Annotated in this window: 21 protein-coding genes and 1 pseudogene; 9 read left to right on the forward strand and 13 right to left on the reverse strand. The window is 71.3% G+C overall.

Annotated elements, in window-relative coordinates:
• Positions 1-51: 51 nt before the first annotated feature.
• Positions 52-540, reverse strand: a complete 489-nt coding sequence (locus AC3ETA_RS33675) for a DUF6010 family protein (protein WP_432196682.1) — start codon at positions 538-540, stop codon at positions 52-54.
• Positions 541-874: 334 nt separating this feature from the next.
• On the opposite strand from AC3ETA_RS33675, the gene AC3ETA_RS33680 reads away from it, so the two are divergent.
• Positions 875-2113 carry an MFS transporter gene (locus AC3ETA_RS33680; protein ID WP_432196683.1) on the forward strand — a complete coding sequence of 413 codons (1239 nt, stop codon included), beginning with the start codon at positions 875-877 and terminating at the stop codon, positions 2111-2113.
• On the opposite strand, the gene AC3ETA_RS33685 is transcribed toward AC3ETA_RS33680, so the two are convergent.
• Positions 2050-3213 (reverse strand): hypothetical protein, encoded by a 1164-nt coding sequence (locus AC3ETA_RS33685; protein ID WP_432196684.1) that lies wholly within the window; start codon positions 3211-3213, stop codon positions 2050-2052. The two genes, AC3ETA_RS33680 and AC3ETA_RS33685, sit on opposite strands and share 64 nt — an antisense overlap.
• The gene (locus AC3ETA_RS33690) at positions 3210-4163 is read right to left on the reverse strand and encodes a 5-dehydro-4-deoxyglucarate dehydratase (protein WP_432196685.1); all 954 of its coding nucleotides are present in this window, start codon (positions 4161-4163) and stop codon (positions 3210-3212) included. The genes AC3ETA_RS33685 and AC3ETA_RS33690 overlap by 4 nt, the downstream gene beginning before the upstream one ends.
• Before the next feature lie 174 nt (positions 4164-4337).
• On the opposite strand from AC3ETA_RS33690, the gene AC3ETA_RS33695 reads away from it, so the two are divergent.
• From AC3ETA_RS33695 to AC3ETA_RS33725, 7 genes are all read left to right on the forward strand, one after another.
• Positions 4338-5147 (forward strand): NAD-dependent epimerase/dehydratase family protein, encoded by an 810-nt coding sequence (locus AC3ETA_RS33695; protein WP_432196686.1) that lies wholly within the window; start codon positions 4338-4340, stop codon positions 5145-5147.
• Positions 5148-5408: 261 nt separating this feature from the next.
• Positions 5409-6179 carry a DeoR/GlpR family DNA-binding transcription regulator gene (locus AC3ETA_RS33700; protein ID WP_030952724.1) on the forward strand — a complete coding sequence of 257 codons (771 nt, stop codon included), beginning with the start codon at positions 5409-5411 and terminating at the stop codon, positions 6177-6179.
• 148 nt (positions 6180-6327) lie between these two features.
• The gene (locus AC3ETA_RS33705; RefSeq protein ID WP_432196687.1) at positions 6328-7698 is read left to right on the forward strand and encodes an ABC transporter substrate-binding protein; all 1371 of its coding nucleotides are present in this window, start codon (positions 6328-6330) and stop codon (positions 7696-7698) included.
• Positions 7695-8633: a carbohydrate ABC transporter permease gene (locus AC3ETA_RS33710; protein WP_432196688.1), complete on the forward strand. Its 939-nt coding sequence runs from the start codon at positions 7695-7697 to the stop codon at positions 8631-8633. The genes AC3ETA_RS33705 and AC3ETA_RS33710 overlap by 4 nt, the downstream gene beginning before the upstream one ends.
• Positions 8630-9478, forward strand: coding sequence for a carbohydrate ABC transporter permease (locus tag AC3ETA_RS33715; RefSeq protein ID WP_432196689.1), 849 nt, complete (start codon positions 8630-8632; stop codon positions 9476-9478). Before AC3ETA_RS33710 ends, AC3ETA_RS33715 begins: the two co-directional genes overlap by 4 nt.
• On the forward strand, positions 9475-10464 hold the full coding sequence (locus AC3ETA_RS33720; protein WP_432196690.1) for a zinc-dependent alcohol dehydrogenase family protein: 990 nt from the start codon (positions 9475-9477) through the stop codon (positions 10462-10464). The genes AC3ETA_RS33715 and AC3ETA_RS33720 overlap by 4 nt, the downstream gene beginning before the upstream one ends.
• Before the next feature lie 91 nt (positions 10465-10555).
• Entirely contained in the window at positions 10556-11761 is a 1206-nt protein-coding gene (locus tag AC3ETA_RS33725) for a TerD family protein (RefSeq protein WP_432196703.1), read from the forward strand.
• A 103-nt stretch (positions 11762-11864) separates the two neighbouring features.
• Here AC3ETA_RS33725 and AC3ETA_RS33730 read toward each other — a convergent pair whose 3' ends face one another.
• The 7 genes and pseudogenes from AC3ETA_RS33730 to AC3ETA_RS33760 form a co-directional block, all read right to left on the reverse strand.
• The gene (locus AC3ETA_RS33730; RefSeq protein ID WP_432196691.1) at positions 11865-12911 is read right to left on the reverse strand and encodes a LacI family DNA-binding transcriptional regulator; all 1047 of its coding nucleotides are present in this window, start codon (positions 12909-12911) and stop codon (positions 11865-11867) included.
• Positions 12912-12966: 55 nt separating this feature from the next.
• The gene (locus AC3ETA_RS33735) at positions 12967-13983 is read right to left on the reverse strand and encodes a 1-aminocyclopropane-1-carboxylate deaminase (RefSeq protein WP_432196692.1); all 1017 of its coding nucleotides are present in this window, start codon (positions 13981-13983) and stop codon (positions 12967-12969) included.
• Positions 13984-13996: 13 nt separating this feature from the next.
• A complete protein-coding gene (locus AC3ETA_RS33740) occupies positions 13997-14659 on the reverse strand; it encodes a GntR family transcriptional regulator (protein ID WP_432196693.1) in 663 nt (220 codons plus the stop codon).
• 154 nt (positions 14660-14813) lie between these two features.
• A pseudogene (locus AC3ETA_RS33745) lies at positions 14814-15656 on the reverse strand (TROVE domain-containing protein); the annotation flags it as partial.
• A 100-nt stretch (positions 15657-15756) separates the two neighbouring features.
• Positions 15757-16053 (reverse strand): hypothetical protein, encoded by a 297-nt coding sequence (locus tag AC3ETA_RS33750; RefSeq protein ID WP_432196694.1) that lies wholly within the window; start codon positions 16051-16053, stop codon positions 15757-15759.
• Positions 16054-16521: 468 nt separating this feature from the next.
• Positions 16522-17967: an alkaline phosphatase PhoX gene (locus AC3ETA_RS33755; protein ID WP_432196695.1), complete on the reverse strand. Its 1446-nt coding sequence runs from the start codon at positions 17965-17967 to the stop codon at positions 16522-16524.
• A 181-nt stretch (positions 17968-18148) separates the two neighbouring features.
• The gene (locus AC3ETA_RS33760; RefSeq protein WP_432196696.1) at positions 18149-19582 is read right to left on the reverse strand and encodes a hypothetical protein; all 1434 of its coding nucleotides are present in this window, start codon (positions 19580-19582) and stop codon (positions 18149-18151) included.
• Positions 19583-19902: 320 nt separating this feature from the next.
• On the opposite strand from AC3ETA_RS33760, the gene AC3ETA_RS33765 reads away from it, so the two are divergent.
• Positions 19903-21738, forward strand: coding sequence for an endonuclease/exonuclease/phosphatase family protein (locus AC3ETA_RS33765; protein WP_432196697.1), 1836 nt, complete (start codon positions 19903-19905; stop codon positions 21736-21738).
• Positions 21739-21751: 13 nt separating this feature from the next.
• On the opposite strand, the gene AC3ETA_RS33770 is transcribed toward AC3ETA_RS33765, so the two are convergent.
• From AC3ETA_RS33770 to AC3ETA_RS33780, 3 genes are all read right to left on the reverse strand, one after another.
• Positions 21752-22495, reverse strand: coding sequence for an SRPBCC family protein (locus AC3ETA_RS33770; RefSeq protein WP_432196698.1), 744 nt, complete (start codon positions 22493-22495; stop codon positions 21752-21754).
• A 15-nt stretch (positions 22496-22510) separates the two neighbouring features.
• Positions 22511-23140 carry an ArsR/SmtB family transcription factor gene (locus tag AC3ETA_RS33775; RefSeq protein WP_432196699.1) on the reverse strand — a complete coding sequence of 210 codons (630 nt, stop codon included), beginning with the start codon at positions 23138-23140 and terminating at the stop codon, positions 22511-22513.
• A gap of 88 nt (positions 23141-23228) precedes the next feature.
• Entirely contained in the window at positions 23229-23930 is a 702-nt protein-coding gene (locus AC3ETA_RS33780) for an antibiotic biosynthesis monooxygenase (protein WP_432196700.1), read from the reverse strand.
• Between the last annotated feature and the right edge of the window lie 536 nt (positions 23931-24466).

Below are 24466 nucleotides of genomic sequence, written 5' to 3' on the forward strand. Positions count from 1 at the left end.
CCGGCGAAACTCATCGCCGATGGCGACGTGATTCGGCGCCGATGGCCGGGGCTACCGGTCCGGCCCGCCGCCCTGGACGCCGGACAACCCGGCTTCCGGCTCCACCACCCGCCCCGCCTCCCCCGCCACCGCGCCCTTCCGCCCTCTGGCCGCCCGCACCCACGCCACCAGTTCCCTCGGCGTCCTCCCGCCCGCGAAGCACCACAGTGCGATCACCGGGTCACAGATCGCGCACCCCAGTGAGGAGGTGTGGGCGAAGGGGATGATCGGGTTTCCCTCGATGTGGTGGACGATGTCCCACCCGGTGTGCAGCAGCCAGGCGACGCCGATGAAGGTCCACGAGTCCAGGCCGCGACAGGCGACGTAGGTGACCACCGCGGTGAACGCGAGTTCCCAGCCGCCGAGCCCGCCCCCGCTCAGATAGGCGGCCCCCGCTCCGGCGACCATGACCGCGTTGAAACGCCGCCGGTGCGGCTCGCGGACGAGGGACATGAGGAGGGTGTAGAGGAGACCGACGCCGATGGGGGCCACGTATTGCATGGGAAGTGCCCTTTCCGGCCGATGACTTGGACGGCTCACCACGCTATGACCGGGGTCCCGTCCGCCCCAGTGGCTGAATCGACACCTTCCAACGGATTCCCGCCGACGCCCGCTCCGGCAGGGCGAACTCAGGGAATCATCCACACGACCAGCAGGGCGAAGGGCACGAAGATCAACGGAACCGGCATCTCCCGGCCCGTGCGCCAGGTCGTCCGCGCACCGATGAGGACGCAGAACGGCCCCATGCTTCCCTCCTCGTGAAACCTCGACCCGCCCACGATCAGGGCACTTGCCCGATCCCCACACCCCCGCCTTAGCCGCACAGTGGCCCGACATGACGACCACCATCACCAGCGCACTCCCACCCGTCCTGCGCGACCGCAACTCCGGTCTCTATCTCGCCGGAGTCGTGGTCTCCGGCTTCGGGACCTCGGCGTTGTGGCTGGTCTCCGGCGTATGGGCGAAGGACCTCACCGGCTCCGACGGTCTGGCCGCGCTGTGCCTGCTCGCCATGTGGGCGCCCACCCTGGCCGGCCCGCTCCTCGGCACGATCGCGGACCGCACCCGCCGCAAGCCCCTGCTGCTCGGCGTGAACCTGCTCCTGGCGGCGCTGCTGCCCACCCTCTTCGCGGTCGACTCGGCGCACCGGGTCTGGCTGGTTCTCGCGGTCCTGTTCGTCTACGGCGCCGCCGGCGTCGTCCATGACGCCGCCGAATCCGCCCTGGTCGCGAGCGCCGTCCCCGCACCCCTGCTCGGTGATTTCAACGGACTGCGGATGACGGCCAACGAGGGCATGAAACTCCTCGCCCCGCTGGCCGGCGCCGGTCTCTACGCGGCGTACGGCGGCCCGAGCGTCGCCCTGCTCGACGCGGTCACGTTCGTGCTCGCCACCGGCCTGTACGCCTGCCTGCGTGTGAGCGAGAACAGGCCGAAGCCCCCGGTCGGCGGCTGGCGCAAGCAGACCTCCGAGGGCGCCCGGTACCTGTGGACGCACCCCGTGCTGCGCCCGCTCGTCCTGGCCGGCGGCACCACCATGCTGTTCGCCGGGCTCAGCGGGGCGCTGCTCTACGCCGTCATCGACAGCCTCGGGCACGCCCCCGCGTACGCCGGTGTGCTGTACGCCGCCCAGGGCGCCGGTTCGGTGGCGGTCGGGCTGCTGTCGGGGCCGGCGTTGCGCCGCCTCGGCGAGCGCCGTTTCGCCGGGTACGGCATCGCCCTCACGGCCGTCGCGGTCGGCCTGCGCGCGATCCCGTCCGACCCGGTGGCCCTGGTGTGCAGCGCGGCGATCGGCGCCGGGCTGCCCTGCGTCCTGATCGCCGCGCTCACGGCCGTGCAGCGCGAGACACCGGACGCGCTCTTCGGACGTACGACCGCGACGGCCAACACGCTCGTGTTCACGCCGAACGTGATCGGGCTGGCGGCAGGCGCGGCCCTGGTCGAACTGCTCGACGTACGGCTGGTGTTGGCCGTCCTGGGCGTGCTGTGGCTGTCGAGCGCCGTACCGCTGCTTCAGAGCGCGGCGAGGCCCTCCCGCACCGCGTCCAGGTCGCCGTCCGACGCCAACCCCGCGTGATAGAGCCGCAGCTGAGTGGCGCCCAGCTCACGCGCGCGTGCCGCGTCCTCGGCGAGCGTGCCGGGGCTGCCGCCCATCCCGGAGACGACGCCGAGGTTGGCGGCGAGGACGGCGTCCGCGCGTCCCTGTTCGGCGAACGGCGTGAGCAGGGCCGGCCCGCCCGCGCAGGGCACGACCACGCCGTCCGCGACGGACAGGATGTGCGCGGGGTCGACGCCGGCGTTGGCGCCGACGTGGTGGGTCACGGGGTCGGCGTGCAGCAGGACCTGGAAGCCGTCGGGGGCGGCTTCGCGGACCGCGCGGACGGCCGCCTCCTGGAGCGTGCGGGCCCTCTCGTCACGCCACGCGCGCGTGGCCGCCGCAGTCCGCACCCCCAGCAGCTTCTCGACCCCGGCCCAGCCCCCGTCGTCCGGCGCCCCCTGCCACAGCGGCTCCAGGGCGTCCCGTACGGCGGCCGCCAGCTCGTCGGCGTCCAGGCCCTGGTCGCCGTAGCCCTCCTCGCAGACCGGGCAGAAGCAGAGCGCCATCAGGTAGTGCCCGGCGTCGCCGAGCGTGACCCCGGCGGTCTTGTCGTGGGCGTGCAGGTGCTGGAGCCCGTACCAGCCGAGGGACTCCAGCTCGGTGCCGCGCGCCCCGGGCCGTACGGCGGCCTCGGCGGCCAGGTCGACGAGGTACGCGCGCGTGGCGGGCTGCGCGATGCAGGGGGCCCACGGGTAGCGGTCGCCGTAGGCGTTGACGACGCAGGTGTCCGGATGGTCGGCGCCCATACGGGAGTTGTGCGCGAGGACCACCCAGGTGTGCACCTCCAGACCGACGTCCGTGAGTGCGGCGGCGGCCTCGCCGAAGGCGTCGCCGGGCGCCCAGTCCCCGGCCGGGTACGGGCGCAGCGTCCGCCCCTCCCAGCGGCCGTCCACCGGGTACAGCACGGCCGCGTGCTCGGCGGTGACGATGCGGTGGCGCGGGTGGCGGGGGGTCAGAGCGCGGGTGGAGTGGTAGGCGGAGGCGAGCGTCACCTGGCGCACTCCGAGGGCGGCGATCCTCCCGGGTGCCCCGGGATCTCCGTTGACGTCCCAGGGGTAGACGAATGCCGACGCCTTCACTTGGTCTCCTCCGGATCCTGCTCCAGCAGCGCGTAGCCGCGCTCGATCAGCTGCGCGAGCTGCTTGACATGATCCTCGCCCGGCTCGTGCAGCGGGGGCCGGACCTCCCCCACGTCCAGACCCCGCAGCCGTACGCCCGCCTTGACCAGCGCGACGGCGTATCCGCGGCCCTGGGCGCGCAGTTCGACGAACGGCCGGTAGAAGCCGTCCAGGAGACGGTGCGCGGTCGCGTCGTCGCCCGCTTCCAGCGCCCGGTAGAAGGCGAGGGCGATCTCCGGGGCGAAGCAGAACACCGCGGAGGAGTACAGCGTGACGCCGAGGGCGCGGTAGGCGAGCTGCGTCTGTTCGGCGGTCGGCAGTCCGTTGAAGTAGAGGAACTCGCCGGGGAAGTCGGTGCGTACGGCGCTGACGATGCGCTGCATGAGGTCCAGGTCACCGAGGCCGTCCTTGAGACCGATGACACCCTCGGTGCGGGCCAGTTCGACGACGGTCTCCGGGGTGAACACGGCGTTGTCGCGCTGGTAGACGATCACGGGGAGCCCGGTCGCGGCGGCGACCTCCCGGTAGTGCCGCAGCAGCCCCTCCTGCCCGGCGACCACGAGATACGGCGGCATGGCGAGCAGCCCGTCCGCGCCGGCGCCCTCGGCGAGGCGCGCGTACCGCACGGCGAGGGCGGTGCCGTACCCGGCTCCGGCGACGACCGGCACCCTGCCCTGCGCCGCCTCGACGGCCGCCCGCACGCACGCCTCGTACTCCTCGGGCGTGAGGGCGTGGAACTCGCCGGTGCCGCAGCAGGCGAACACGGCGGCGGCCCCGGCCTCGACGCCGCGGCGTACATGGGTGCGGTAGGTGTCGAGGTCGACCGAGCCATCGGGGCCGTAGGCGGTGACGGGGAAGAACAGCGGCCCGCCGGGGATGCTCAGGCGTGCGGCGAGAGGGGCTGGCGTCACGGGCTCTCCCTAGATAGGACGAGGACGACCACATACAGGATCCTGATCAGAGTTTACGTTTATGAACGCAAGCCGCACCACCCTTGACGGGTAAGGTCGTTGATCCTTAGCTTGTCCATGAATGTGAATAGCGTGCGCGCATGCATATGGCCCTGGACCCAAGGAGAACCGAGGATGCCAGCCCCCCGCACCGTTCTGCTCACCGGCGCCGCCGGCGGCCTCGGCACCCTGATGCGGGACCTGCTCCCGGCGTACGGCTACGAGCTGCGGCTGCTCGACCTGCGGCCCGTGGAGGGCGTGCCGGACGCGATCGTCGCCGACCTCGCCGACCGGGACGCGCTGCGCGAGGCCGTGCGGGGCGTCGACGCGATCGTCCACCTCGCCGGCATCTCCCTGGAAGCCCCGTTCGAGAAGATCCTGCGGGCGAACATCGAGGGCACGTACAACCTGTACGAGACCGCCCGCCAGGAGGGCGTGGCGCGGATCGTCTTCGCCTCCTCCAACCACGCGGTCGGCTTCACACCCCGCCCCCAGGGCGACGACCCCCTCATCCCCCTCGACACCCCGCGCCGCCCCGACACCTTCTACGGCCTGTCCAAGTCCTTCGGCGAGGACCTTGCGCAGTTCTACTGGGACAAGCACGGCCTGGAGACGGTGTCCGTGCGCATCGGCTCCTGCTTCCCCGAGCCGACCAGCGTGCGCATGCTCTCGGTGTGGATGAGCCCGGCCGACGGCGCCCGCCTCTTCCACGCGGCCCTGACCGCCGACAACGTCGGGCACACGGTCGTCTACGGCTCCTCCGCGAACACCCGCCTGTGGTGGGACCTGACCTCCGCCCGCTCGCTCGGCTACGAACCTCAGGACGACTCCGAGCCGTACGCCGAGAAGCTGATCGCCGAGCAGGGCGAGCTCGACCCGGAGAACATCGCGCACGCCTGCCTGGGCGGCCACTTCGTGAGCGACCCGCCGATCTGGCCGTACTGACCGAGACGGAGTGCGGCAAAAGGGCGGGCGGGCACCGAACGGGCCCGCCCGCCCCGGCATTCGGGCACCGGATGCGCCCGATCTCACCTGCCACACCACAACCACGCAGGTCCGAGACGGGCACACCGCACGGTGAACGGGCACACACGGGCAGCATCGAACCTGCAACAGACCTGGTCAGTGCCGGACACCCACTGTAGAACTTCCCCCATGGGCCTCACCGGGCCCGAACGGGCAGCGAAGCGGAAGGCAGGTGTCGGCATGAGCACGAGAACGGCGGAAGAACGCCAACGCGAGATCGTGCTGGCCGCACGCCGTGACGGCTCGGTCGACGTCACCGCGCTCGCCGACGAGCTGGGCGTGGCGAAGGAGACCGTACGGCGGGATCTGCGCGTCCTGGAGGACCACGGGCTGCTCCGCCGTACCCATGGCGGCGCCTACCCCGTGGAGAGCGCCGGCTTCGAGACGACGCTCGCCTTCCGCGCCACCAGCCATGTCCCCGAGAAGCGCCGGATCGCGACCGCCGCGGCCGAGCTGCTGGGGGACGCCGAGACGGTCTTCGTCGACGAGGGCTTCACCCCGCAGCTCATCGCCGAGGCCCTGCCCCTGGACCGGCCGCTGACCGTGGTCACCGCGTCGCTGCCGGTCGCGGGCGCGCTCGCGGAGTCCGAGAACGCCTCCGTGCTGCTGCTCGGCGGCCGGGTACGGTCCGGCACCCTGGCCACGGTCGACCACTGGACGACGAAGATGCTGGCCGGCTTCGTCATCGACCTGGCGTTCATCGGCGCCAACGGCATCTCCCGCGAGCACGGCCTGACCACCCCCGACCCGGCCGTCAGCGAGGTCAAGGCGCAGGCCATCCGGGCCGCGCGGCGCACGGTCTTCGCGGGCGTGCACACCAAGTTCGGCGCCGTCAGCTTCTGCCGGTTCGCGGAGATCGGCACGCTGGAGACGATCGTGACGAGCACCCTGCTGCCGGCCGCCGAGGCGCACCGCTACTCACTCCTGGGACCCCAGGTCATCCGCGTCTGAACGGCGAACCGACTTCCCCCCCCCCCCCCCGGGGGTCCGACCACGCCCCCGCGTGCCCTTTATCCCCTTTTGTCTCCTCGTACACCCCCTCCACATATCTTTATATCTTTTCTTTCCCTTCATCCCCCCATACGTCCAGGAGCGATCCATGCGAACCCAGAGCCGTCGACGGCCCAAGCGAGCCACGCTCGCCGCGGCCGCCGCAGGGACGCTGCTCGCCCCGCTGCTCTCCGGCTGCTGGGTCGGCGCCGGCGGGGCGGGGTCGGGCGGCAACTCGATCAACGTCCTCATGGTCAACAACCCCCAGATGACCGAGCTGCGAAAACTCGCCCCCCGCTTCACCGAAGAGACCGGCATCAAGGTCAGCTTCACCGTCCTGCCCGAGAACGACGTCCGCGACAAGATCAGCCAGGACTTCGCCAACCAGGCGGGCCAGTACGACGTCGCCACCCTCTCCAACTACGAGATACCGATCTACGCCCGCAACGGCTGGCTCCAGGAGATGAACTCCTACGTCGCCAAGGACCCCGGCTACGACGAGCAGGACGTCCTCAAGCCGATGCGCCAGTCCCTGACCGGCGACGACGGCAAGCTCTACGGCCAGCCCTTCTACGGCGAGTCGTCCTTCCTGATGTACCGCAAGGACATCTTCGAGAAGGAGGGCCTGACGATGCCCGCCCACCCCACCTGGCAACAGGTCGCGGACCTCGCCGCACGGGTGGACGGCGCCGAGCCGGGTATGAAGGGCATCTGCCTGCGCGGCCTGCCCGGCTGGGGTGAGGTGATGGCCCCGCTCACCACCGTCGTCAACACCTTCGGCGGCACCTGGTTCGACAAGGACTGGAAGGCGCAGCTGGACTCCCCCGAGTGGGAGAAGGCGACGAAGTTCTATGTCGACCTGGTCCGCGAGCACGGCGAGTCGGGAGCCGCCCAGTCCGGCTTCGCCGAGTGCCTGAACAACATGACCCAGGGCAAGGTCGCCATGTGGTACGACGCCACCTCCGCGGCCGGTTCACTGGAGGCGGCGAACAGCCCGGTCAAGGACAAGGTGGGCTACGCGCCCGCCCCCGTCGAGAAGACGGAGTCCTCCGGCTGGCTCTACACCTGGGCCTGGGGCATCCAGCAGGCGTCCCGCAACCCCCACAAGGCCTGGCAGTTCGTCTCCTGGGCGTCCGGCAAGGAGTACGAGCAGCTGGTCGGCGACGAGATCGGCTGGTCCAACGTCCCGGCCGGCAAACGCGCCTCCACCTACGCCGACCCCGCGTACCGCGAGGAGGCGGCGGCCTTCCAGGAGATGACGAAGGAGGCCATCGAGGGCGCCCGCCCGAACGACCCCGGCGTGCAGGCGCGCCCCGCGCCCGGCATCCAGTTCGTCGGCATCCCCGAGTTCACCGACCTCGGCACCAAGGTCTCCCAGGAGATCAGCGCGGCCATCGCCGGACGCCAGTCCGTCGAGTCGGCCCTGAAGAAGTCCCAGCAGCTCGCCGACGAGATCTCCGAGGAGTACGAGGGGCGATGACAGCGACGACAACGGCCCCCGTGGCCACGACTCCCGTGCCGGCCACCCGGCCGCCCTCCGCCCGGCTGCGCGCCTGGGCGACCCGGGCGCCCCTGCTGCCCGCGCTGATCTTCATGATCGCGGTGACCCAGCTGCCGTTCGTGGCGACGCTGGTGATCTCCTTCTTCGACTGGAACTCCCTCTACCCCGACGCCCGGCACTTCGCCGGCCTGGACAACTACCAGGAAGTCCTCACCGACGCCGACCTGCGCCAGTCGGTGTGGACGACCGTGCTCCTGACGGCCGCGGTGGTGCTGGCCAGCCTCGTACTCGGCCTGGTGCTCGCCCTGCTGCTGGACCGTAAGTTCAAGGGCCGCGGAGTGGTCCGCACGCTGCTGATCGCCCCGTTCCTGGTGGTCCCGGTGGCGGCGGCCCTGCTCTGGAAGCATGTGCTCTACAACCCCGAGTACGGCCTGTTCAATGGGTTGTTGCACTATGTGGGCGGCCCACAGCCGGACTGGATCTCCAACACCCCGCTGCTCGCGGTGGAGGCCTCCCTGGTCTGGCAGTGGACGCCGTTCATGATGCTGATCCTGCTGGCCGGCCTCCAGAGCCGCGACCACGAGCAGATCGAGGCGGCCCGCGTCGACGGCGCGAGCGACTGGCAGATCTTCCGCCACCTCACGCTCCCCCACCTGCGCCGCTACCTCGAACTCGGCGCCCTGCTCGGCTCGATCTACATCGTCCAGAACTTCGACGCGGTCTTCACGATCACGTCCGGGGGCCTCGGCACCGCCAACCTCCCCTACACCGTCTACCAGAGCTTCTACCAGGCCCATGAGAACGGCCTCGCCTCGGCCGCGGGCGTCCTGGTGGTCATCGGCTCGATCATCATCGCGACCTTCGCGCTGCGCGTGGTGTCGTCCCTGTTCCGCGAGGAGGTGTCGCGCGCATGAGTGACGTGGCCGTACGACTCCGCAGCCGCCGCAAGGGAGCCGGCCTCGGCCTGGTGGCCTGGCTGCTCGGCATCCTGTTCTTCCTGCCCATCGCGTGGATGGCGCTGACCTCCTTCCACTCCGAGCAGGACGCCGCGACCAACCCGCCGTCCTTCGCCGCGTCGCTGACGCTCGACGGCTACCGCGAGTTCTTCGGCGCGGGCGGCGGCGCGAGCCCCTGGCCGGCGCTGATCAACTCGACGGTGGCCTCGCTCGCCTCGACGCTGTTCGTCCTGGTCCTGGCCCTCCCGGCGGCCTACGCCCTGTCGATCCGCCCGGTGAGGAAGTGGACCGACGTCCTGTTCTTCTTCCTGTCGACGAAGATGCTGCCGGTCGTGGCGGGCCTGCTGCCGCTGTACCTGTTCGCGAAGAACACGGACATGCTCGACAACATCTGGCTGCTGGTCATCCTCTACACCTCCATGAACCTGCCGATCGCGGTGTGGATGATGCACTCCTTCCTCGCCGAGATCCCGGTAGCGATCATCGAGGCGGCACGGGTGGACGGCGCGAGGCTGCCGACGATCCTCACGCGCGTGGTGGCCCCCATCGCGCTGCCCGGCATCGCCGCGACCTCCCTGATCTGCTTCATCTTCAGCTGGAACGAGCTGTTGTTCGCCCGGGTCCTGACCGGCGTGGTGGCCGAGACCGCGCCCGTCTTCCTGACCGGCTTCATCACCAGCCAGGGCCTGTTCCTGGCGAAGGTGTGCGCCGCGTCGCTCGTCATCTCCCTGCCGGTGCTCGCCGCGGGGTTCGCCGCCCAGGACAAGCTGGTCCAGGGCCTGTCGTTGGGAGCAGTGAAATGAAGGCCGCCGTCATCGAGTCCGTGGGCAGGGCCGTCGTCGCCGAGGTCCCGGACCCGACACCAGGGCCGCGCGAGGTCGTCGTCGAGGTGGCGGCCTGCGGGCTGTGCGGCACCGACCTGCACATCCTCCAGGGCGAGTTCGCGCCGAAGCTGCCGATCGTGCCCGGCCACGAGTTCGCCGGCGCGGTGGTCGGGGTCGGCACCCAGGTCACCGAGCTGGCCGTCGGCGACCGGGTCGCGGTCGACCCGTCCCTGTACTGCTACGAGTGCCGCTACTGCCGTACGGGCCACAACAACCTCTGCGAACGCTGGGCGGCGATCGGCGTCACCACGGCCGGCGGCGCGGCGCAGTTCGCCCTCGCCCCGGTGGCGAACTGCGTGAAGCTCCCCGAGCACGTCCGCACCCAGGACGCGGCCCTGGTGGAGCCCCTGTCCTGCGCGGTGCGCGGCTACGACGTCCTCAAATCCCGCCTCGGCGCCCACGTCCTGATCTACGGCTCCGGCACGATGGGCCTGATGATGCTGGAGCTCGCCAAGCGGACGGGCGCGGCCAGCGTGGACGTCGTGGACGTCAACGCGCAGCGCCTGGAGACGGCCCGCCGCCTCGGTGTCTCGGCGTCGGCGGCCAACCCCGACGAGCTGGACCGCCCGCAGGGCTGGGACCTGGTCGTGGACGCCACGGGCAACGCCTCGGCGATCCAGGACGGCCTGGACCGGGTGGCGAAGGCGGGCACGTTCCTTCAGTTCGGTGTGGCGGACTACGCGACGCGGGTGACCATCGACCCGTACCGCATCTACAACCAGGAGATCACCATCACCGGCTCGATGGCCGTCCTGCACAGCTTCGAGCGGGCGGCGGAGCTGTTCGCGAACGGGGTCCTCGACCCCGAGGTCTTCATCAGCGACCGCATCCCGCTGGAGCGGTACCCGCAGGCCCTGGAGCAGTTCGCGTCCGGTGTGGGCCGCAAGATCGTGGTCGTGCCGTAGGCCGGCGGGCGGGGGCGCCGCAACCGTGCCACCCGATTGCCGGGTAAGGGAACGGTAAAGCACCCCCGCTCGTTCACGGGGCATGACAGCTATGACCCCCGGCTCGAACATCCCTCTCTCCACCGCGCGCGTGACGGTGGACGTCGCCGCCCCGGTGCGGCTCGACGTATCGGGCCTGCTGCTCACCGCCGACGGCAAAGTGCGCTCCGACGACGACTTCATCTTCTACAACCAGCCCAGCGGCCCGGGCGTGACGTACCGCTCGGGCGGCGGCACCGCCCCCGACGCGATCACGGTCGACACCACGGCCGTACCGCCGGGCATCGAGAAGATCGTCGTCACCGCCAGCCCGGACGCCGCCGGCCAGACCTTCCAGGGCATCGAGCCGACGGCCACCATCCGCGGCGCCGACGACAACAGCGTCCTGGCCACCTTCACACCCCCGCAGCTGGGCGCCGAGACGGCACTGGTGGTCGTCGAGATCTATCTGCGGGGCGGCGCCTGGAAGGCCCGCGCGGTCGGCCAGGGCTACGCCAACGGCCTCGCCGGCATCGCCACCGACTTCGGCGTCACGGTCGAGGAGCCGGCCCCGGCCGCTCCCGCGGCCCCGCCGCAGCCCGCCATGGCGCCCCCGGTCACCCCGCCGGCCCCGCCGGTGACCGCTCCCGCCGCTCCCCCGGCCCCCGCGGCGCCGCCCGCCCCGCCCGCGCCCGGCGCCGGCAAGATCAACCTCGACAAGGGCCGCGTCAGCCTCCAGAAGAACCAGACCGTCTCCCTGATGAAGGGCGGCCGCCCGCTGCTCTCGCAGGTCCGGATGGGCCTCGGCTGGGAGCCGGCGTACCGCGGCAAGGACATCGACCTGGACGCCTCGGTCATCGCCTACGGCCCGCAGCGCAACCACATCGACAGCTGCTACTTCGGCAAGCTCCAGATCGTGAACGGCGCCATCCGCCACTCCGGCGACAACCTCACCGGCGAGGGCGGCGGGGACGACGAGGTCATCACCGTCGACCTCGGCCGGCTGCCGCAGGACGTCACCGGCCTGGTCTTCACGGTCAACTCCTTCTCCGGCCAGAAGTTCACCGAGGTCGCCAAGGCCTACTGCCGGCTGATCGACGCCACGTCCGGCGAGGAGCTCGTCCGCTTCGACCTCACCAGCGCCGAGCCGCAGACGGGCGTGCTCATGGCCAAACTCATCCGCCAGTTCTCCGGCGAGTGGGAGATGACGGCGATGGGCGACTTCGTGAAGTCCCGGACCGTGCGGGGGATGGTGAAGCCGGCGGCACAGTCCCTGTAGCCGGCCGTTCGACGTGCAGGGCGCCCCCGCTCCGAGGGGCGCCCGGCGCCGTCACGTCGTCGTCGCGCCCGTGCGGCGCTTGCGGCGGCCCCGTCCGGGCTCGTCAGGCCGAGGCCCGTACCACCAGCTCGGGGACCACCCTGGCGTCGGTGCCGTTCATCGGCTCCTCACCCGCCCGCAGCCGCGCCACCTGCTCGACGGCCAGGCGGCCCAGTCGGCGCTTGTCTATGTGCAGGGTGGTGAGACCGGGGTCGACCAACTCGCCCAGCGACAGGCCGTCGAAGCCGAGCACCGCGAGTTCGTCCGGCACCCGCCGGCCCCGGCGCCGGGCCGCGCGCATCGCGCCGATCGCGATCAGGTCGTTGAAGCCGAACACCGCCGTGAGCTCGGGACGTGCGTCCAGGAGCCGCTCCATGCCCTCCTCGCCGCCCGACACGCTGTGCTCGGGACACATGGCGATCCAGCCGTCGTCCACGGACAGCCCATGGCGCCGGGCCTCCGCGAGGAACGCCTGCCGCCTGCGGGCGGGCCCGTGCACGCCGTCCAGCATGCCGATACGGCGATGCCCCGCACCGACCAGATGGGCCATGCCCTGCTCCACTCCGGCCGCTGCGTCGATGCCCACGGCCGCGAACCGGGTCTGCCGCGGGCCGCGTTCCAGCAGCACCAGCGGTACGCCGCCGAGGTGGCGGGCCAGTTCGTCGTCCGGGCTCCTGAAGTAACCCACGACCGCGTCCGCCTGGTGGGAGAGCACGTCGAGCGCCTCCCGCTCCCGGGCCTCGTCGGTGCGCGAGTCCCACACGACCACCTGCCAGCCGCGCAGCTCGGCGGCCTCCAGCACACCGGCGGCCACCTCCGGGAAGAAGGGGTTCATCAAGTCCGGGATCACCAGCCCGGCCGTCACGGTCCCCTTGCGCACCAGGCCGCGCGCGAACCGGCTGGGCCGGTAGTCCAGCAGCCGCGCCGCCTCCAGGACGCGTTCCTTGGTCCCCGGGTCGATCTCGCCCTTGTCGTTCACCGCACGGGACACCGTCTGACGCGACACCCCGGCCAGCTTGGCGACGTCGTGGATCGTGGCCCGCCGCCGGGCGTCGCCGGGCCTGTCGGCACTCGGTTCCCGTTGCTGATCGTCCGCCAACACGCTGAGCACCCTATCCCCGCCGGGGGGAGTCGAAGTGTGCGACTACGGGGGTTGCCGTGACTCCCTAGAACAGCGCGCTGTACGCGTTCAGTGCCGGCTGGCCGCCCAGGTGGGCGTAGAGCACCGTGGAGTCCCGGTCGATCTCGCCCCGCTCGACCAGGTCGATCATCCCGGCCATCGACTTGCCCTCGTACACGGGGTCGGTGATCATCCCCTCCGTCCGGGCCGCAAGGCGCATCGCCTCCAGGGTGGTCTCGTCGGGGATACCGTAGACGCCCGCGTGGTAGCGCTCGTCGAGTTCGACGTCCGTCACGGTCAACTCGCGCTTGAGGCCTATGAGTTGCCCGGTGTTGTGGGCGATCCGGGCGATCTGCTCGCGGGTGGTGGCGGGCTTGGCGGAGGCGTCGATGCCCAGTACGCGGCGTAGCCGGCCGCCCGCCTCCTCCAGGGCCGCGAAGCCGGCGACCATGCCGGCCTGGGTGGAGCCGGTCACCGAACAGACGATCACCGTGTCGAAGAAGACGCCCGCCTCCCGTTCCTGCTCGGCGACCTCGTACGCCCACCCGGCGAAGCCGAGGCCGCCGAGCGGGTGGTCGGAGGCGCCGGCCGGGATGGCGTACGGCTTGCCGCCGGACTCCTCGACCTCCCGCAGCGCCTGCTCCCAGCTCTCCTTGAAGCCGATCCCGAAGCCGGCCCGCACGAGCCGTACGTCGGCCCCGGCGAGGCGGCTGAGCAGGATGTTGCCGACCTTGTCGTAGACGGAGTCGGGCCAGTCCACCCAACTCTCCTGGATCAGAACGCACTTGAGCCCGGCGCGGGCGGCGACGGCCGCGACCTGGCGGGTGTGGTTGGACTGCACGCCGCCGATCGAGACGAGCGTGTCGCAGCCCTGCGCGAGCGCGTCGGCCACGAGGTACTCCAGCTTGCGGGTCTTGTTGCCGCCGTACGCGACACCCGAGTTGCAGTCCTCGCGCTTGGCCCAGAGGGAGGCGCCACCGAGGTGGGCGGTGAGGCGCTCCAGCGGGTGCACCGGTGAGGGGCCGAAGAGCAGCGGGTAACGGTCGTACGAACAAAGGGACACGGGTCCTCCCTGGTCAGTCGTCGTCGGCCGGGTCCTCGTCCACGAGGTCGGCGAGGCTGCGCCAGATCTCCGCGGTGACGCCGACCGCGGTGGCCGTGTCACCGGACGCGCAGGACGCGATGAGCCGTTCGTGCAGTCCGGCCGAACGGCAGTTGCCGCCCTCACCGAAGCGACGTCGCTCCAGGCGGCGGATGAGCGGGGTGTAGCGGGCGACGGTGGCGGCGGCGGCCCGGTTGCCGCTCACCCGCACCAGGACGTCGTGCACCTCGTCGTCGGCGCGCAGCGCAAGGTCCACCTCGCCGGCCGTGACGGCGGCGGCGAAGCGCTCGTTGGCGGCGCGCATGACGTCCAGGTCCGCGGTCGTCAGCCGGGGCACGGCGACCCTGGTCACCAGTTCGTGCATGGCGCCGACCACGGCGGCCGCATCCCGCACGTCGGCGGCGACGACCGGCGTCACCCGGGTGTAGCTCTGCGGCTTGCTCTCCAGCAGGCCCTCGTCCACGAGCCGTGAGAACGCCTCGCGCACCGGCGCCCGGGACAGCCCCAGCCGCTCGGCGAGATCGGCGTCCCGCACCACCGCGCCGGGCTCGATCTCCCCGGCCACGATGGCGTCCCGGATCGCTTCGCAGGCCCGGTCCCTGAGCAGGGTCCGGCCGACGGGTCGTATGGCCTCCACGAACTGAAATGTTAGATGTCAGTCCTCGGACCGACAAGAGACACCGACAAGAGACAGGGCAGAGATCAGGAGACAGGAGGTGACGGGCGGGAACGGAAGAGTGGCCCGCACTCCCCACGTGGTGCGGGCCACTCTCGTCCGGGGCGTTTCCGCCTCAGGCCGCCCAGGGCCAGTCGGCGTCCCGCGCGGCCTCCAGCAGCGGAACCATCCGGAAGGCCGCGTCGGACAGGCCGCCGAAGGTGTGCCGGTTGCCGGTGCCCGACGGGCCGTGGCCCGCCCGGTACCCGGCGAGGTTCCAGGTGTAGACCGGCACGTCGGCCGGGACCTGCTCGGTCGGGTCGCCGTGGTGGCTGGGGGCGTACTGCTCGTCGGTGACGATCAGCACCCGGTCGTGCCTGCGGTAGTGCCGGCGCACGGCCTCGGTGATGTTCGTGCCGCCGAGGTCCCCGAAGCGCTCCAGGATCCTCAGCACCGACTCCCCCTTGCGGAAGGCGATCTCGCGGCTGTCGGAACCGAACTGCACGAGGTCCGCGTTCGCCGCCCGCAGCGCGAGCGCCGTACCGAAGATCGCCGCAGCGTCGGCCCGGCTCAGCTGCGAACGGTCGGACAGCCGCGACCAGAACATCGAGCCCGAGCGGTCGACGAGCACCAGCGTGCGGCCCGGCAGCCTGGGCACGTTGGCCAGCGAGTGGCCGAGCGCCTGCTCCAGCGGGTACGCCCAGCGCAGCGAGGGCGCGTGCCGGTACGCGGCGAGGTACCGGAAGGGGAACTGCCGCGAGCGCGCGACCTGGGCCGGGTCGCTGATCCGCGCGGCGACCCGGGCCGCGACCTCGTCGGACACACCGGCCTCGTCGAAGTTCCGCAGGTTCCGTACGAGCGCCATGGCGCCCATCGACGGAATCACGGCCTCCCAGGCCTCCTTGTCCATCGGCCCCTGGAGCCAGCCCGCCAGCGCCTCCCACGTCATACCGGCCGCCGCCGGTCGACGGGCAGCGCCATCAGTTCGCGGTGTGCGGTGAGGACGTGCAGCGAGTTGCCGCTGTAGAGACGCCGTACGGCGTCTGCAGTGGCCTGCAACCGGCTTGGGCGAGTGTCCGCTACGCCGTGCGTTGGCCGAGCCAGACCTCTTGGTATCGACGGCTCTGCTTCTGCCGCACGGGCTGCACCCGCGGGTTGTTCAGGTGCTGGTAGTTCGGCGTCAGCGCGTGGCAGTTCGGGTACAGCAGCCGAACGTCCTCCGGGCAGTTCTTCGTGCGGTCTCCGTTGACGTGATCGACGTGCAGGGGGACACGTCCCGACACGGGGTTGACCTCGGCCCAGCCGCATTTCTCGCAGCGCTGCCCTCTGAGCAGGACCAGAGCTTGGCGCACCCGCCAGTCCGGGTTGCCGTCCACTCTGGTCCCGCTGACCTCACCCGCCTGCCACGCAGCAAGCCATCGTGCGAACGTGCCCGTCCGCTCGTAGCGGTCCTCGTTGAAGCAATCCCACGAACAGTACGGCCCGTCGCAACGAGGGCGGCGCTCCGTCGATCCGCAACGGCGGCACGGTGCGAGCTCTCCACGACGTGCCGCCGCCTCTTGCCGACGGGTCGCGTTGGCACAGGACCGGCTGCAATGAACCGCGCCCCTGGTCACGACGGGTTGCCCGCACTGAGGGCACACCGGTGCCGGCCGGCGCCGGGCCTGGGCCCGCTGTGTGGCGGTCCCCACAAGGCTGCAGCGGTTGCTGCAGAAGCGCCTGCCCTTCCTCTTCACCGGCACACCGCACTGCTCGCACAAGTTGGACATGCGTGAACCGTATGTCGAGTGCCCCGGACCATCACCCGAACGGGAGATCGTCACCCGTACGAGTGACCGAACGTTCTACCGCCGCTGCCGCTTCCAGGGACCGGTGATGGCGAGCATGATTCCGGGCGTCTGGATGTTGGCGTAGAGGGTGCGGCCGTCGCAGGAGAAGGTGACGCCGGCGAACTCGCTGTACTCCGGCTCCTCCTCGGTGCCGATGTTCAGTTCGTTGCGGGCGATCGGGTAGGTACGTCCGCTGTCGGTGGCTCCGAACAGGTGCTGGACGCCCTCGCCGTCCTCGGCGATGACGAGACCGCCGTACGGGGAGACGGTGATGTTGTCGGGGCCGTCGAAGGCTCCGTCCTCGGACGGGTCGGGGTTGACCCCGATCAGGACCTTCAGGGTCAGCGTGCGGCGCTTGGGGTCGTAGAACCAGACCGAGCCGTCGTGCGGCCGGCCGGGGCTCTCCGCGCGGGAGTATGAGGAGACGATGTACGCGCCGCCGTCGCCCCACCACATGCCTTCGAGCTTGCGGGCGCGGGTGACCTGGCCGGCGGTGAACTGCTTGCGCACGGACGTCGTACGCGCGTCACGGTCGGGCACGTCGACCCAGTCGACGCCGTAGACAGTGCCGATCTTCGTGGCACGGGAGAGGTCGTCGACGAACTTGCCGCCGGAGTCGAAGCACTTGAACGCCTGGAGCTTGCCCGCGTCGTCGGCGAGGGTGCGCAGCTTGCCGCGGCCGTGCCGGAAGTGCTCCGGCGGGGTCCAGCGGAAGAGCAGGCCGTTGGGGTTGGAGGCGTCCTCGGTGAGGTAGGCGTGGCCGCGCTTGGGGTCGATGACGACGGCCTCGTGGGCGTAGCGGCCGAGCGCCTTGATGGGCTTGGGGTTCTTGTTGGCGCGGTGGTCGGCGGGGTCGACCTCGAAGACGTAGCCGTGGTCCTTGGTCATGCCGTTGGCGCCGGCCTTGTCCTCGGTCTCCTCGCAGGTGAGCCAGGTGTCCCAAGGGGTGCTGCCGCCCGCGCAGTTGGTGGCGGTGCCGGCGATGCCGACCCACTCGGCGACGCGGCCGTCGGGGCGCACCTCGACGACCGTGCAGCCACCGGAGGCGGCCGGGTCGTAGACGAGTCCCTCGGTCAGCGGAACCGGGTACGGCCACCGGGCGCGGGGGCCGCCGAGCTCGTGGTTGTTGACCAGGAGGGTGGTGCCGCGAGGGCCGTCGAAGGCGGCCGTGCCGTCGTGGTTGGAGGGGGTGAACTCGCCCGACTCCAGCTTGGTCCTGCCGCTGTAGGTGATGACGCGGTACTTGAATCCGGCGGGCAGCGCGAGGAGGCCGTCGGGGTCCGGGACGAGCGGTCCGTAGCCGGCACCGCCACCGTGGGCGTCCGCGGACTCCTCGCTCGCGATCTCGGACTCGGTGGAGGCGAGCGCGTTCGGTGCGGTGGCGAGAACGCCGGCGCTGCCTGCCAGCGCGACACCGGTGACCGCGGATGTTCTGGCGAAGTCCCTGCGGGTGAGCGACATGGTGTCTCCTGTGACAGTGGGTGTGCCGTGGAGGGCGGCGGACTGCGCGACGGCACCACAATTCCGCTCACGCCTTAACACCAGTTGAACAACGCCCCAAGGGGCGCGGGACTCTGCCGATATGCGGCTCCGCCGCGTGGGCGCGACCAGCCCCCACTCACCCGCAGCCGCCACCCGGCCGCTATCCCCCCTGCTGCGACCGTGCCTTGAACGCAGCCTTCCGCGCCTCCTTGGCGACCTTCTTGTCCGGGTGCAGCCGCCCCATCGCCTCCAGCACATCCGCCGTGGCCGGGTGATCCACCCGCCAGGCCGCCGCGAAGAACCCGCTGTGCTGCGCGGCCAGGCCCTCCACCAGTGCCCGGAGTTCGTCGGAGTTCCCCTCGGCGGCGAGCTGTGCGGCCACCGTGTCGACGGTCAGCCAGAAAACCAGGTCCTGGGACGGCGCGGGCACGTCCGGGAACCCGGCCTCGGTCAGCCAGACACGGGCCAGCCCGCCCAGTTCCGGGTCGTCGAGGACCTCCCGCAGCGCCGGCTCGGCCTCCGGGCCCACCAGTGACAGGGCCTGCTGGCACCGCAGCCGTCTGAGCGGCGCCCCGGCGTCCGCGCCGCGTGCCGCCGCCAGCAACTCCCGTGCCGCGGCGAGGGACTCGCGCCGGGCCAGCCACTGCTCGGTCTCGATCTGCGCGGCGGCCTGCGGGAAGGTGGCCGTCCCGTCGAGGAGCGCGTCGGCGCCCTTGTCCGCGAGGTCGCCGACCGCGGGCGCCTCGAACCCTGCCTCCAGCAGCCGCGCCCGCATCCCGTACCGCCCGAGCGGGGTCAGCCGCACCATGCCGTAGCGCGACACGTCGGTGTCGTCGATGCCGCCCGGCAGTTCCTCGGCGGTCTCGGCGTCCGCCATCAGCGCCTCGTCCACCGGCTGGTACTCCACCAGACCGACCGGGTCCAGCAGCCGGAACTGGTCGTCCAGGCGCATCATCGCGTCGGAGACCTGCTCCAGTACGTCGTTGGTGGGCTCGCCCATGTCGCTGGGCACGATCATCGACGCGGCGAGGGCCGGCAGCGGCACGGGCCCGTCGCCCGGCCCGTCCTCACTGGCCGTCAGCAGATACAGGTTGCCGAGCACGCCGTCGAGGAACTCCGCCTCGGCCTCCGGGTCCCAGTCCAGCTGGGAGAGGTCGACCTCGCCGCCCTCGTCCATGGCGTCGACCAGGTCGTCGAGGTCGGGCACGCTCGCGTCGGCGAGGACCGTCTCCAGCGCGCCGAGCCACACGGCGAGCACGTCGTGCGGGGCGCCGCCGGTCAGCAGCGCCAGCTCCGCGCCGGCCTCGACGGTGCCCTCCTCCTCGTCGACGATCTCGACCAGTCCGGTGTCGACGGCGACCCGCCAGGCCTCGGCGGCGTACGCGGCGGCGTCGTCCCCGCTCAGACCGAGTTCCTCGGCGGCGGCCGGCAACTGCTCGTCGACGAGGCCACCCCCGGCGTCGATCCGGGTCTCCGGCCCGGCCCAGCGGGCCAGCCGCGCGGCACGCGAGAGCAACGGCGTGGACAGCGCGTCCCGCGCCAGCTCCGCTTCGGGGTGCAGCCGTACCGGCGGCAAGGGGGCGCTGTCTGACATCGGATGGTTCTCCTAGGCGCTTGCACGGCCGTGCTCAGCACGGCTCACCAGCCGCTGCACACCGCGGCTCAGTCGCTCAGCCTAGACGGATTTCGCCCCATGCCGCCCGGTTCATCTCCCTGTCGGCCGGTGCACATGGCCGAAACCTTGACAAGTGGCGTGACCACGCAGGAGATTACGCGCGTAGAAGTTTGGCGGACATCTGTTCACTGTATTTTCTACGCGCGTTGCAGTCCGACCGGCCATGACCGACCGGTCCCACGCTCCATCCCGCTTTCACCCTCGTCCCGGCACCCACGCATGTCCCCGGAGGGATCCCGTTGCCGAGCAAGAAGTCCGCGCGTCTCGCCGCGCTCACCGTCGCCGCCGTCTGTTCCGCGGCGACGGCCACCCAGGTAGTTGTCCTCCCCTCGCCCGCGCACGCCGACTCCATGCGCATCCATGACGTCCAGGGCAGTACCCGAATATCGCCGTACGCCGGCAAGCAGGTCACGGACGTGGCCGGAATCGTCACCGGCGTACGCACCTACGGGTCGTCCAGAGGCTTCTGGATCCAGGACCCGACCCCGGACGACAACCCGGCCACCAGCGAGGGCGTCTTCGTCTTCACCAGCTCCAGCCCGAAGGTCGCCGTCGGCGACTCGGTCCTGGTCTCGGGCACGGTCTCGGAGTACGTCCCCGGCGGCGCCTCCTCCGGCAACCAGTCGCTGACCGAGATCACCAAGCCGGTGATCACCGTCGTCTCCAGCGGCAACGCCGTCCCGGCCGCCAAGGTGATCGACGCGAAGTCGGTGCCGGCCGCCTACAGCCCCGAGGGCGACACCGCCGCCGGCGGCTCCGTCAACGGCCTGCCCCTGGAGCCCGCGAAGTACGCCCTGGACTACTACGAGTCCCTGGAGGGCGAGAACGTCCAGGTCGCCGACACCCGCGTGGTCGGCGCCACTGACCCGTACACCGAGCTGTGGGTCACGGTGAAGCCGTGGGAGAACCGCAACCGCCGCGGCGGCACGGTCTACGGCACCTACGGCTCCCAGAACACCGGCCGGCTCCAGATCCAGTCCCTGGGCAGGACCGCCGACTTCCCCACCGCGAACGTCGGTGACGTTCTTCAGGGCGCGACCTCGGGCCCCCTGGACTACAACCAGTACGGCGGCTACACCCTGGTCGCCAACCAGCTCGGCACGCTGAAGAGCGCCGGTCTGCAGAAGGAGGCCACGCGGAAGCAGTCGCGCGGCGAACTGGCGGTCGCCACGTACAACGTGGAGAACCTGGACCCGTCGGACGCCACGTTCGCCGAGCACGCGTCCGCGATCGTGAACAACCTCCGGTCGCCCGACATCGTGTCCCTGGAGGAGATCCAGGACAACAACGGCGCGACGAACGACGGCACGGTCGCCGCCGACCAGACGATGACCAAGCTGATCGACGCGATCGTGGCCGCGGGCGGCCCGAAGTACGACTGGCGCTCGATCGACCCGGTGAACAACGCCGACGGCGGCCAGCCCGGCGGCAACATCCGCCAGGTGTTCCTGTTCAACCCGGAGCGGGTGTCCTTCACCGACCGCGCGGGCGGCGACGCCACGACCGCCGTCGGTGTGACGAAGGTGCGCGGCAAGGCCGCCCTGACTCTCTCCCCAGGCCGGATCGACCCGGCGAACGCCTCCTTCGGCGACAGCCGCAAGCCGCTGGTCGGCGAGTTCGTCTTCCGCGGCAAGACGGTCTTCGTGATCGCCAACCACCTCAACTCCAAGGGCGGCGACCAAAGTCTGACGGCGCAGTACCAGCCGCCGAGCCGCGGCTCCGAGGTCCAGCGCCACGCGCAGGCCACGGCGATCCACTCGTTCGTCAAGGACGTCCTCGACACACAGAAGAACGCGGACGTCATCGCCCTCGGCGACATCAACGACTTCGAGTTCTCCGACACCGTGAAGATCCTCGAGGGCGACGGCGAGCTGTGGTCGGCGATCAAGTCGCTGCCGAGGAGCGAGCGTTACTCCTACGTCTACCAGGGCAACTCCCAGACGCTGGACCAGATCCTGGTCAGCCCGTCGATCCGGCGCGGCTGCGACTTCGAGTACGACAGCGTGCACATCAACTCGGAGTTCAACGACCAGATCAGCGACCACGACCCGCAGGTGCTGCGCTTCCGCCCGTGACGTCCGGTGCCGCTCAGGGCTGGCTGAACACGCCGTTCAGCCAGCCCTTCCACATCTCCTCGTCCGCCGCGGCGTCGGCGCCCGGCGCGAAGTCGTGCACCGACATGCCGACCATGTGACCCCAGTGGTTGCGGCCGAAGAAGCGGATGAGCGCGTCATCCGTGCGCAGCCCGAGGAAGTACGGGTTGCGGAAATCGACCACGGCGTCCAGGACCTGCCCCTGCGGACCGCGCACCTGCACGCTCGCGCCCTGCGCGGTGTCGTCGGCGAGGCCGAGCGCACGGCCCACGGCGACGAACGCGTCGGCCGCCTTGGACGCCTCCGGCCCGTCGAAGGTGGCGAAGGCGGTGACCGGGCGCCCCCGGAAACGGGTGAGGTACTGGCGCAGGGTGTGCAGATAGAACTCGGTGTGCCGGCCCGCGCCGTCGTACTGGTTGTCCCAGTCGTCGACGAAGATGCCGCTGTGCACGTACCGCACCCAGGCGCGGCGGCCCTCGTCGCGCGGCTCGATGGTGTAGTCGAGCTGGTTGAGGGTCTGCTCGGAGATGCCCTCGACGTCCTCGACGCGGTTGGTGTAGTGGTGCGGCGGGTCCCAGACGGTCACGGTGGAGCCGAAGGGGCCCTTGCCGCCGACGCGCGGCTCGGGTGCCTCCATCGGCCACAGCCAGCCGCCGGTGCCGGCGGTCACGGCCTCCCACACCTCCTGCGGCGTGGCGTCGACTTCGAACTCGTCGGCGATCTCGAATTCCTTGGACATGGTGGGCTCCTGGTACTACGGGTTCAGTTCCGGGGTTTCCGTCGCCTCGGGGGTGGCCGACGGGGGTTTGACCGTGGGGTGGACGGCGACGACGATCCGGTGATCGCGGCCGCCCTCGGCGCCGGGCGCGTCGTACTTGCGGATCAGCGCGCTCACTCCGACCGTCAGTTCCTCGATGAACGCCGCCCGTTCGGCGGCCGAGGCGAAGCGGACCTCGCCGTCCAGCGCGTAGGTCGCCAGCCGCTTGCGGGCCTTGGCCGCGCCGGTGATCAGCGAACCGACGTCCCGTACGAGGCGGGCGCCGAGCGCGAGCAGCCAACGCGCCGAGAGCTGGTCGCGGAAGCGGTCCGGGTCCGGCTGCACCGAGGCGAGCGCGAGCGGTGAGATCACGTACGACGCGGCGGTCGCCCGCATCAGCCGCTCGGTGACGTTGCCCTTGCGGCGCTCCCCGGCCAGCTCGACCAGTCCGTGCCGCTCCAGTGCCTTGAGGTGGTAGTTCACCTTCTGTCTGGGCAGCCCGACCTTCCCGGCCAGCATGGCGGCCGACGCGGGGCCGGCCGCCAGTTCGGCGAGCAGCCGGGCCCTTATGGGGTCCAGGGAGACGGCTGCGGCCTCGGGGTCCTCGATCACGGTGACGTCCAGCATGGGTCCACCGTCTCACCGAAAACTTTTTTTGTCCAGGAGGTTGGAGTTTTCGGTGGAGGAGCCGGTCGGAGACGGGTTCGGCCGGGGATCAGCCGGGGACCAGCCCCAGGGCGTACTCGTACCGGCTGACCGTGCTGCTCTTCAGCCCCGGCCAGGTCTGCACCCGCTCCCACTGCTCCCGCGCCGAGCCGATCCCGTCGCCCGGCGCGGCGAGGGCGTCGATGTGGGCCTGGGCGCTCTCCCACTCGGCGTAGTTGAGGACCCGGGTGCCGTCGGTGCCGAGGTGGAAGTGGCCGGAGATGCCGCCGGGGTGGGGGTCGGGCTCGGACTCCAGCGCCTCGATGACGGCATCCACCCAGGCACGTCGGCTGTCGGCGGCGGACTCCTCGAACTCGATGTCCACGATCACGATGCAGCCCGGGACGCGGCTGTCGTCCGGCCGCCGGACGCTGCGGTAGTGGCGGTACCGGTCGAGCCGGAGCCGCTCGATGGCCGGCACGGCGGTGTCGATCTCGTCGACGCGCTCCTGCCGGTGCGTCTTGACGAAGGCCTCGTAGGCCTGCTCGCTCCTCCACTGCGAGTGGTGCAGGAGGGTGGAGGCGTCGTGGCCGGTATAGACGTAGTAGCCGAGCAGTCCGTCGGAGGGCCAGGGGCGGCGCTCCCAGGCGGCGCCGATCGCCTCGACGGTCTGCCGTTGCCGCAGCGGTGTGCCCACGCTCCAGGTACTGAAGAAGGGGGCACCGGCATCGGGGCGGGTGAGGTCGGGGTGGGCGTCGGTGCGACGGGTCATGGCGGCCTCCAGGGCTCGGCTGTCGGTGTGTGCACCGATCACCTTTCGACCTCAAGCGGACTTGAGGTCAAGTGGGCTCTGGGGGATGCGGGTTGTCGCCCTTGGAGGGCGACGCCGGGGGCGGCGGCGGGGGCGGCGGCAGGTCGTCGCCCTCGGACGGCCACGCCCGGGGCGGCGGCAGGTCGTCGCCCTTGGACGGCCACGCCCGGGGCGGCGGCAGGTTGTCGCCCTTGGACGGCCACGCCCGGGGCGGCGGCAGGTCGTCGCCCTCGGACGGCCACGCCCGGGGCGGCGGCAGGTCGTCGCCCCCGCGTCGTGACCCCGGGCAGCGGAAAGTTACCGTCCCCGCGTCGTGCCCCCGGGCAGCGGAGAATTGCCGTCCCCGCGTCGTGGCCCGGGGCAGCGAAGAGTTACCGTCCCCGCGTGGTGACCCCGGGCAGCGGAGAGTCGTCGTCCCTGGACCATGTGTCCCGGGGCCGGCCGGCCCGGCACACGGCGGTGGGGGGGGGGGGGGGGGGGGGGGGGGGGGGGGGGGG

The sequence above is a fragment of the Streptomyces sp. bgisy027 genome (assembly GCF_057710365.1).

Excerpts from the sequence above, each read along its gene's own strand:
- AC3ETA_RS33675 (WP_432196682.1), bottom strand. The coding sequence starts at position 540 with ATGCAATACGTGGCCCCCATCGGCGTCGGTCTCCTCTACACCCTCCTC.
- AC3ETA_RS33680 (WP_432196683.1), top strand. The coding sequence starts at position 875 with ATGACGACCACCATCACCAGCGCACTCCCACCCGTCCTGCGCGACCGC.
- AC3ETA_RS33695 (WP_432196686.1), top strand. The coding sequence starts at position 4,338 with ATGCCAGCCCCCCGCACCGTTCTGCTCACCGGCGCCGCCGGCGGCCTC.
- AC3ETA_RS33700 (WP_030952724.1), top strand. The coding sequence starts at position 5,409 with ATGAGCACGAGAACGGCGGAAGAACGCCAACGCGAGATCGTGCTGGCC.
- AC3ETA_RS33705 (WP_432196687.1), top strand. The coding sequence starts at position 6,328 with ATGCGAACCCAGAGCCGTCGACGGCCCAAGCGAGCCACGCTCGCCGCG.
- AC3ETA_RS33710 (WP_432196688.1), top strand. The coding sequence starts at position 7,695 with ATGACAGCGACGACAACGGCCCCCGTGGCCACGACTCCCGTGCCGGCC.
- AC3ETA_RS33715 (WP_432196689.1), top strand. The coding sequence starts at position 8,630 with ATGAGTGACGTGGCCGTACGACTCCGCAGCCGCCGCAAGGGAGCCGGC.
- AC3ETA_RS33720 (WP_432196690.1), top strand. The coding sequence starts at position 9,475 with ATGAAGGCCGCCGTCATCGAGTCCGTGGGCAGGGCCGTCGTCGCCGAG.
- AC3ETA_RS33725 (WP_432196703.1), top strand. The coding sequence starts at position 10,556 with ATGACCCCCGGCTCGAACATCCCTCTCTCCACCGCGCGCGTGACGGTG.
- AC3ETA_RS33755 (WP_432196695.1), bottom strand. The coding sequence starts at position 17,967 with ATGTCGCTCACCCGCAGGGACTTCGCCAGAACATCCGCGGTCACCGGT.
- AC3ETA_RS33760 (WP_432196696.1), bottom strand. The coding sequence starts at position 19,582 with ATGTCAGACAGCGCCCCCTTGCCGCCGGTACGGCTGCACCCCGAAGCG.
- AC3ETA_RS33770 (WP_432196698.1), bottom strand. The coding sequence starts at position 22,495 with ATGTCCAAGGAATTCGAGATCGCCGACGAGTTCGAAGTCGACGCCACG.
- AC3ETA_RS33775 (WP_432196699.1), bottom strand. The coding sequence starts at position 23,140 with ATGCTGGACGTCACCGTGATCGAGGACCCCGAGGCCGCAGCCGTCTCC.
- AC3ETA_RS33780 (WP_432196700.1), bottom strand. The coding sequence starts at position 23,930 with ATGACCCGTCGCACCGACGCCCACCCCGACCTCACCCGCCCCGATGCC.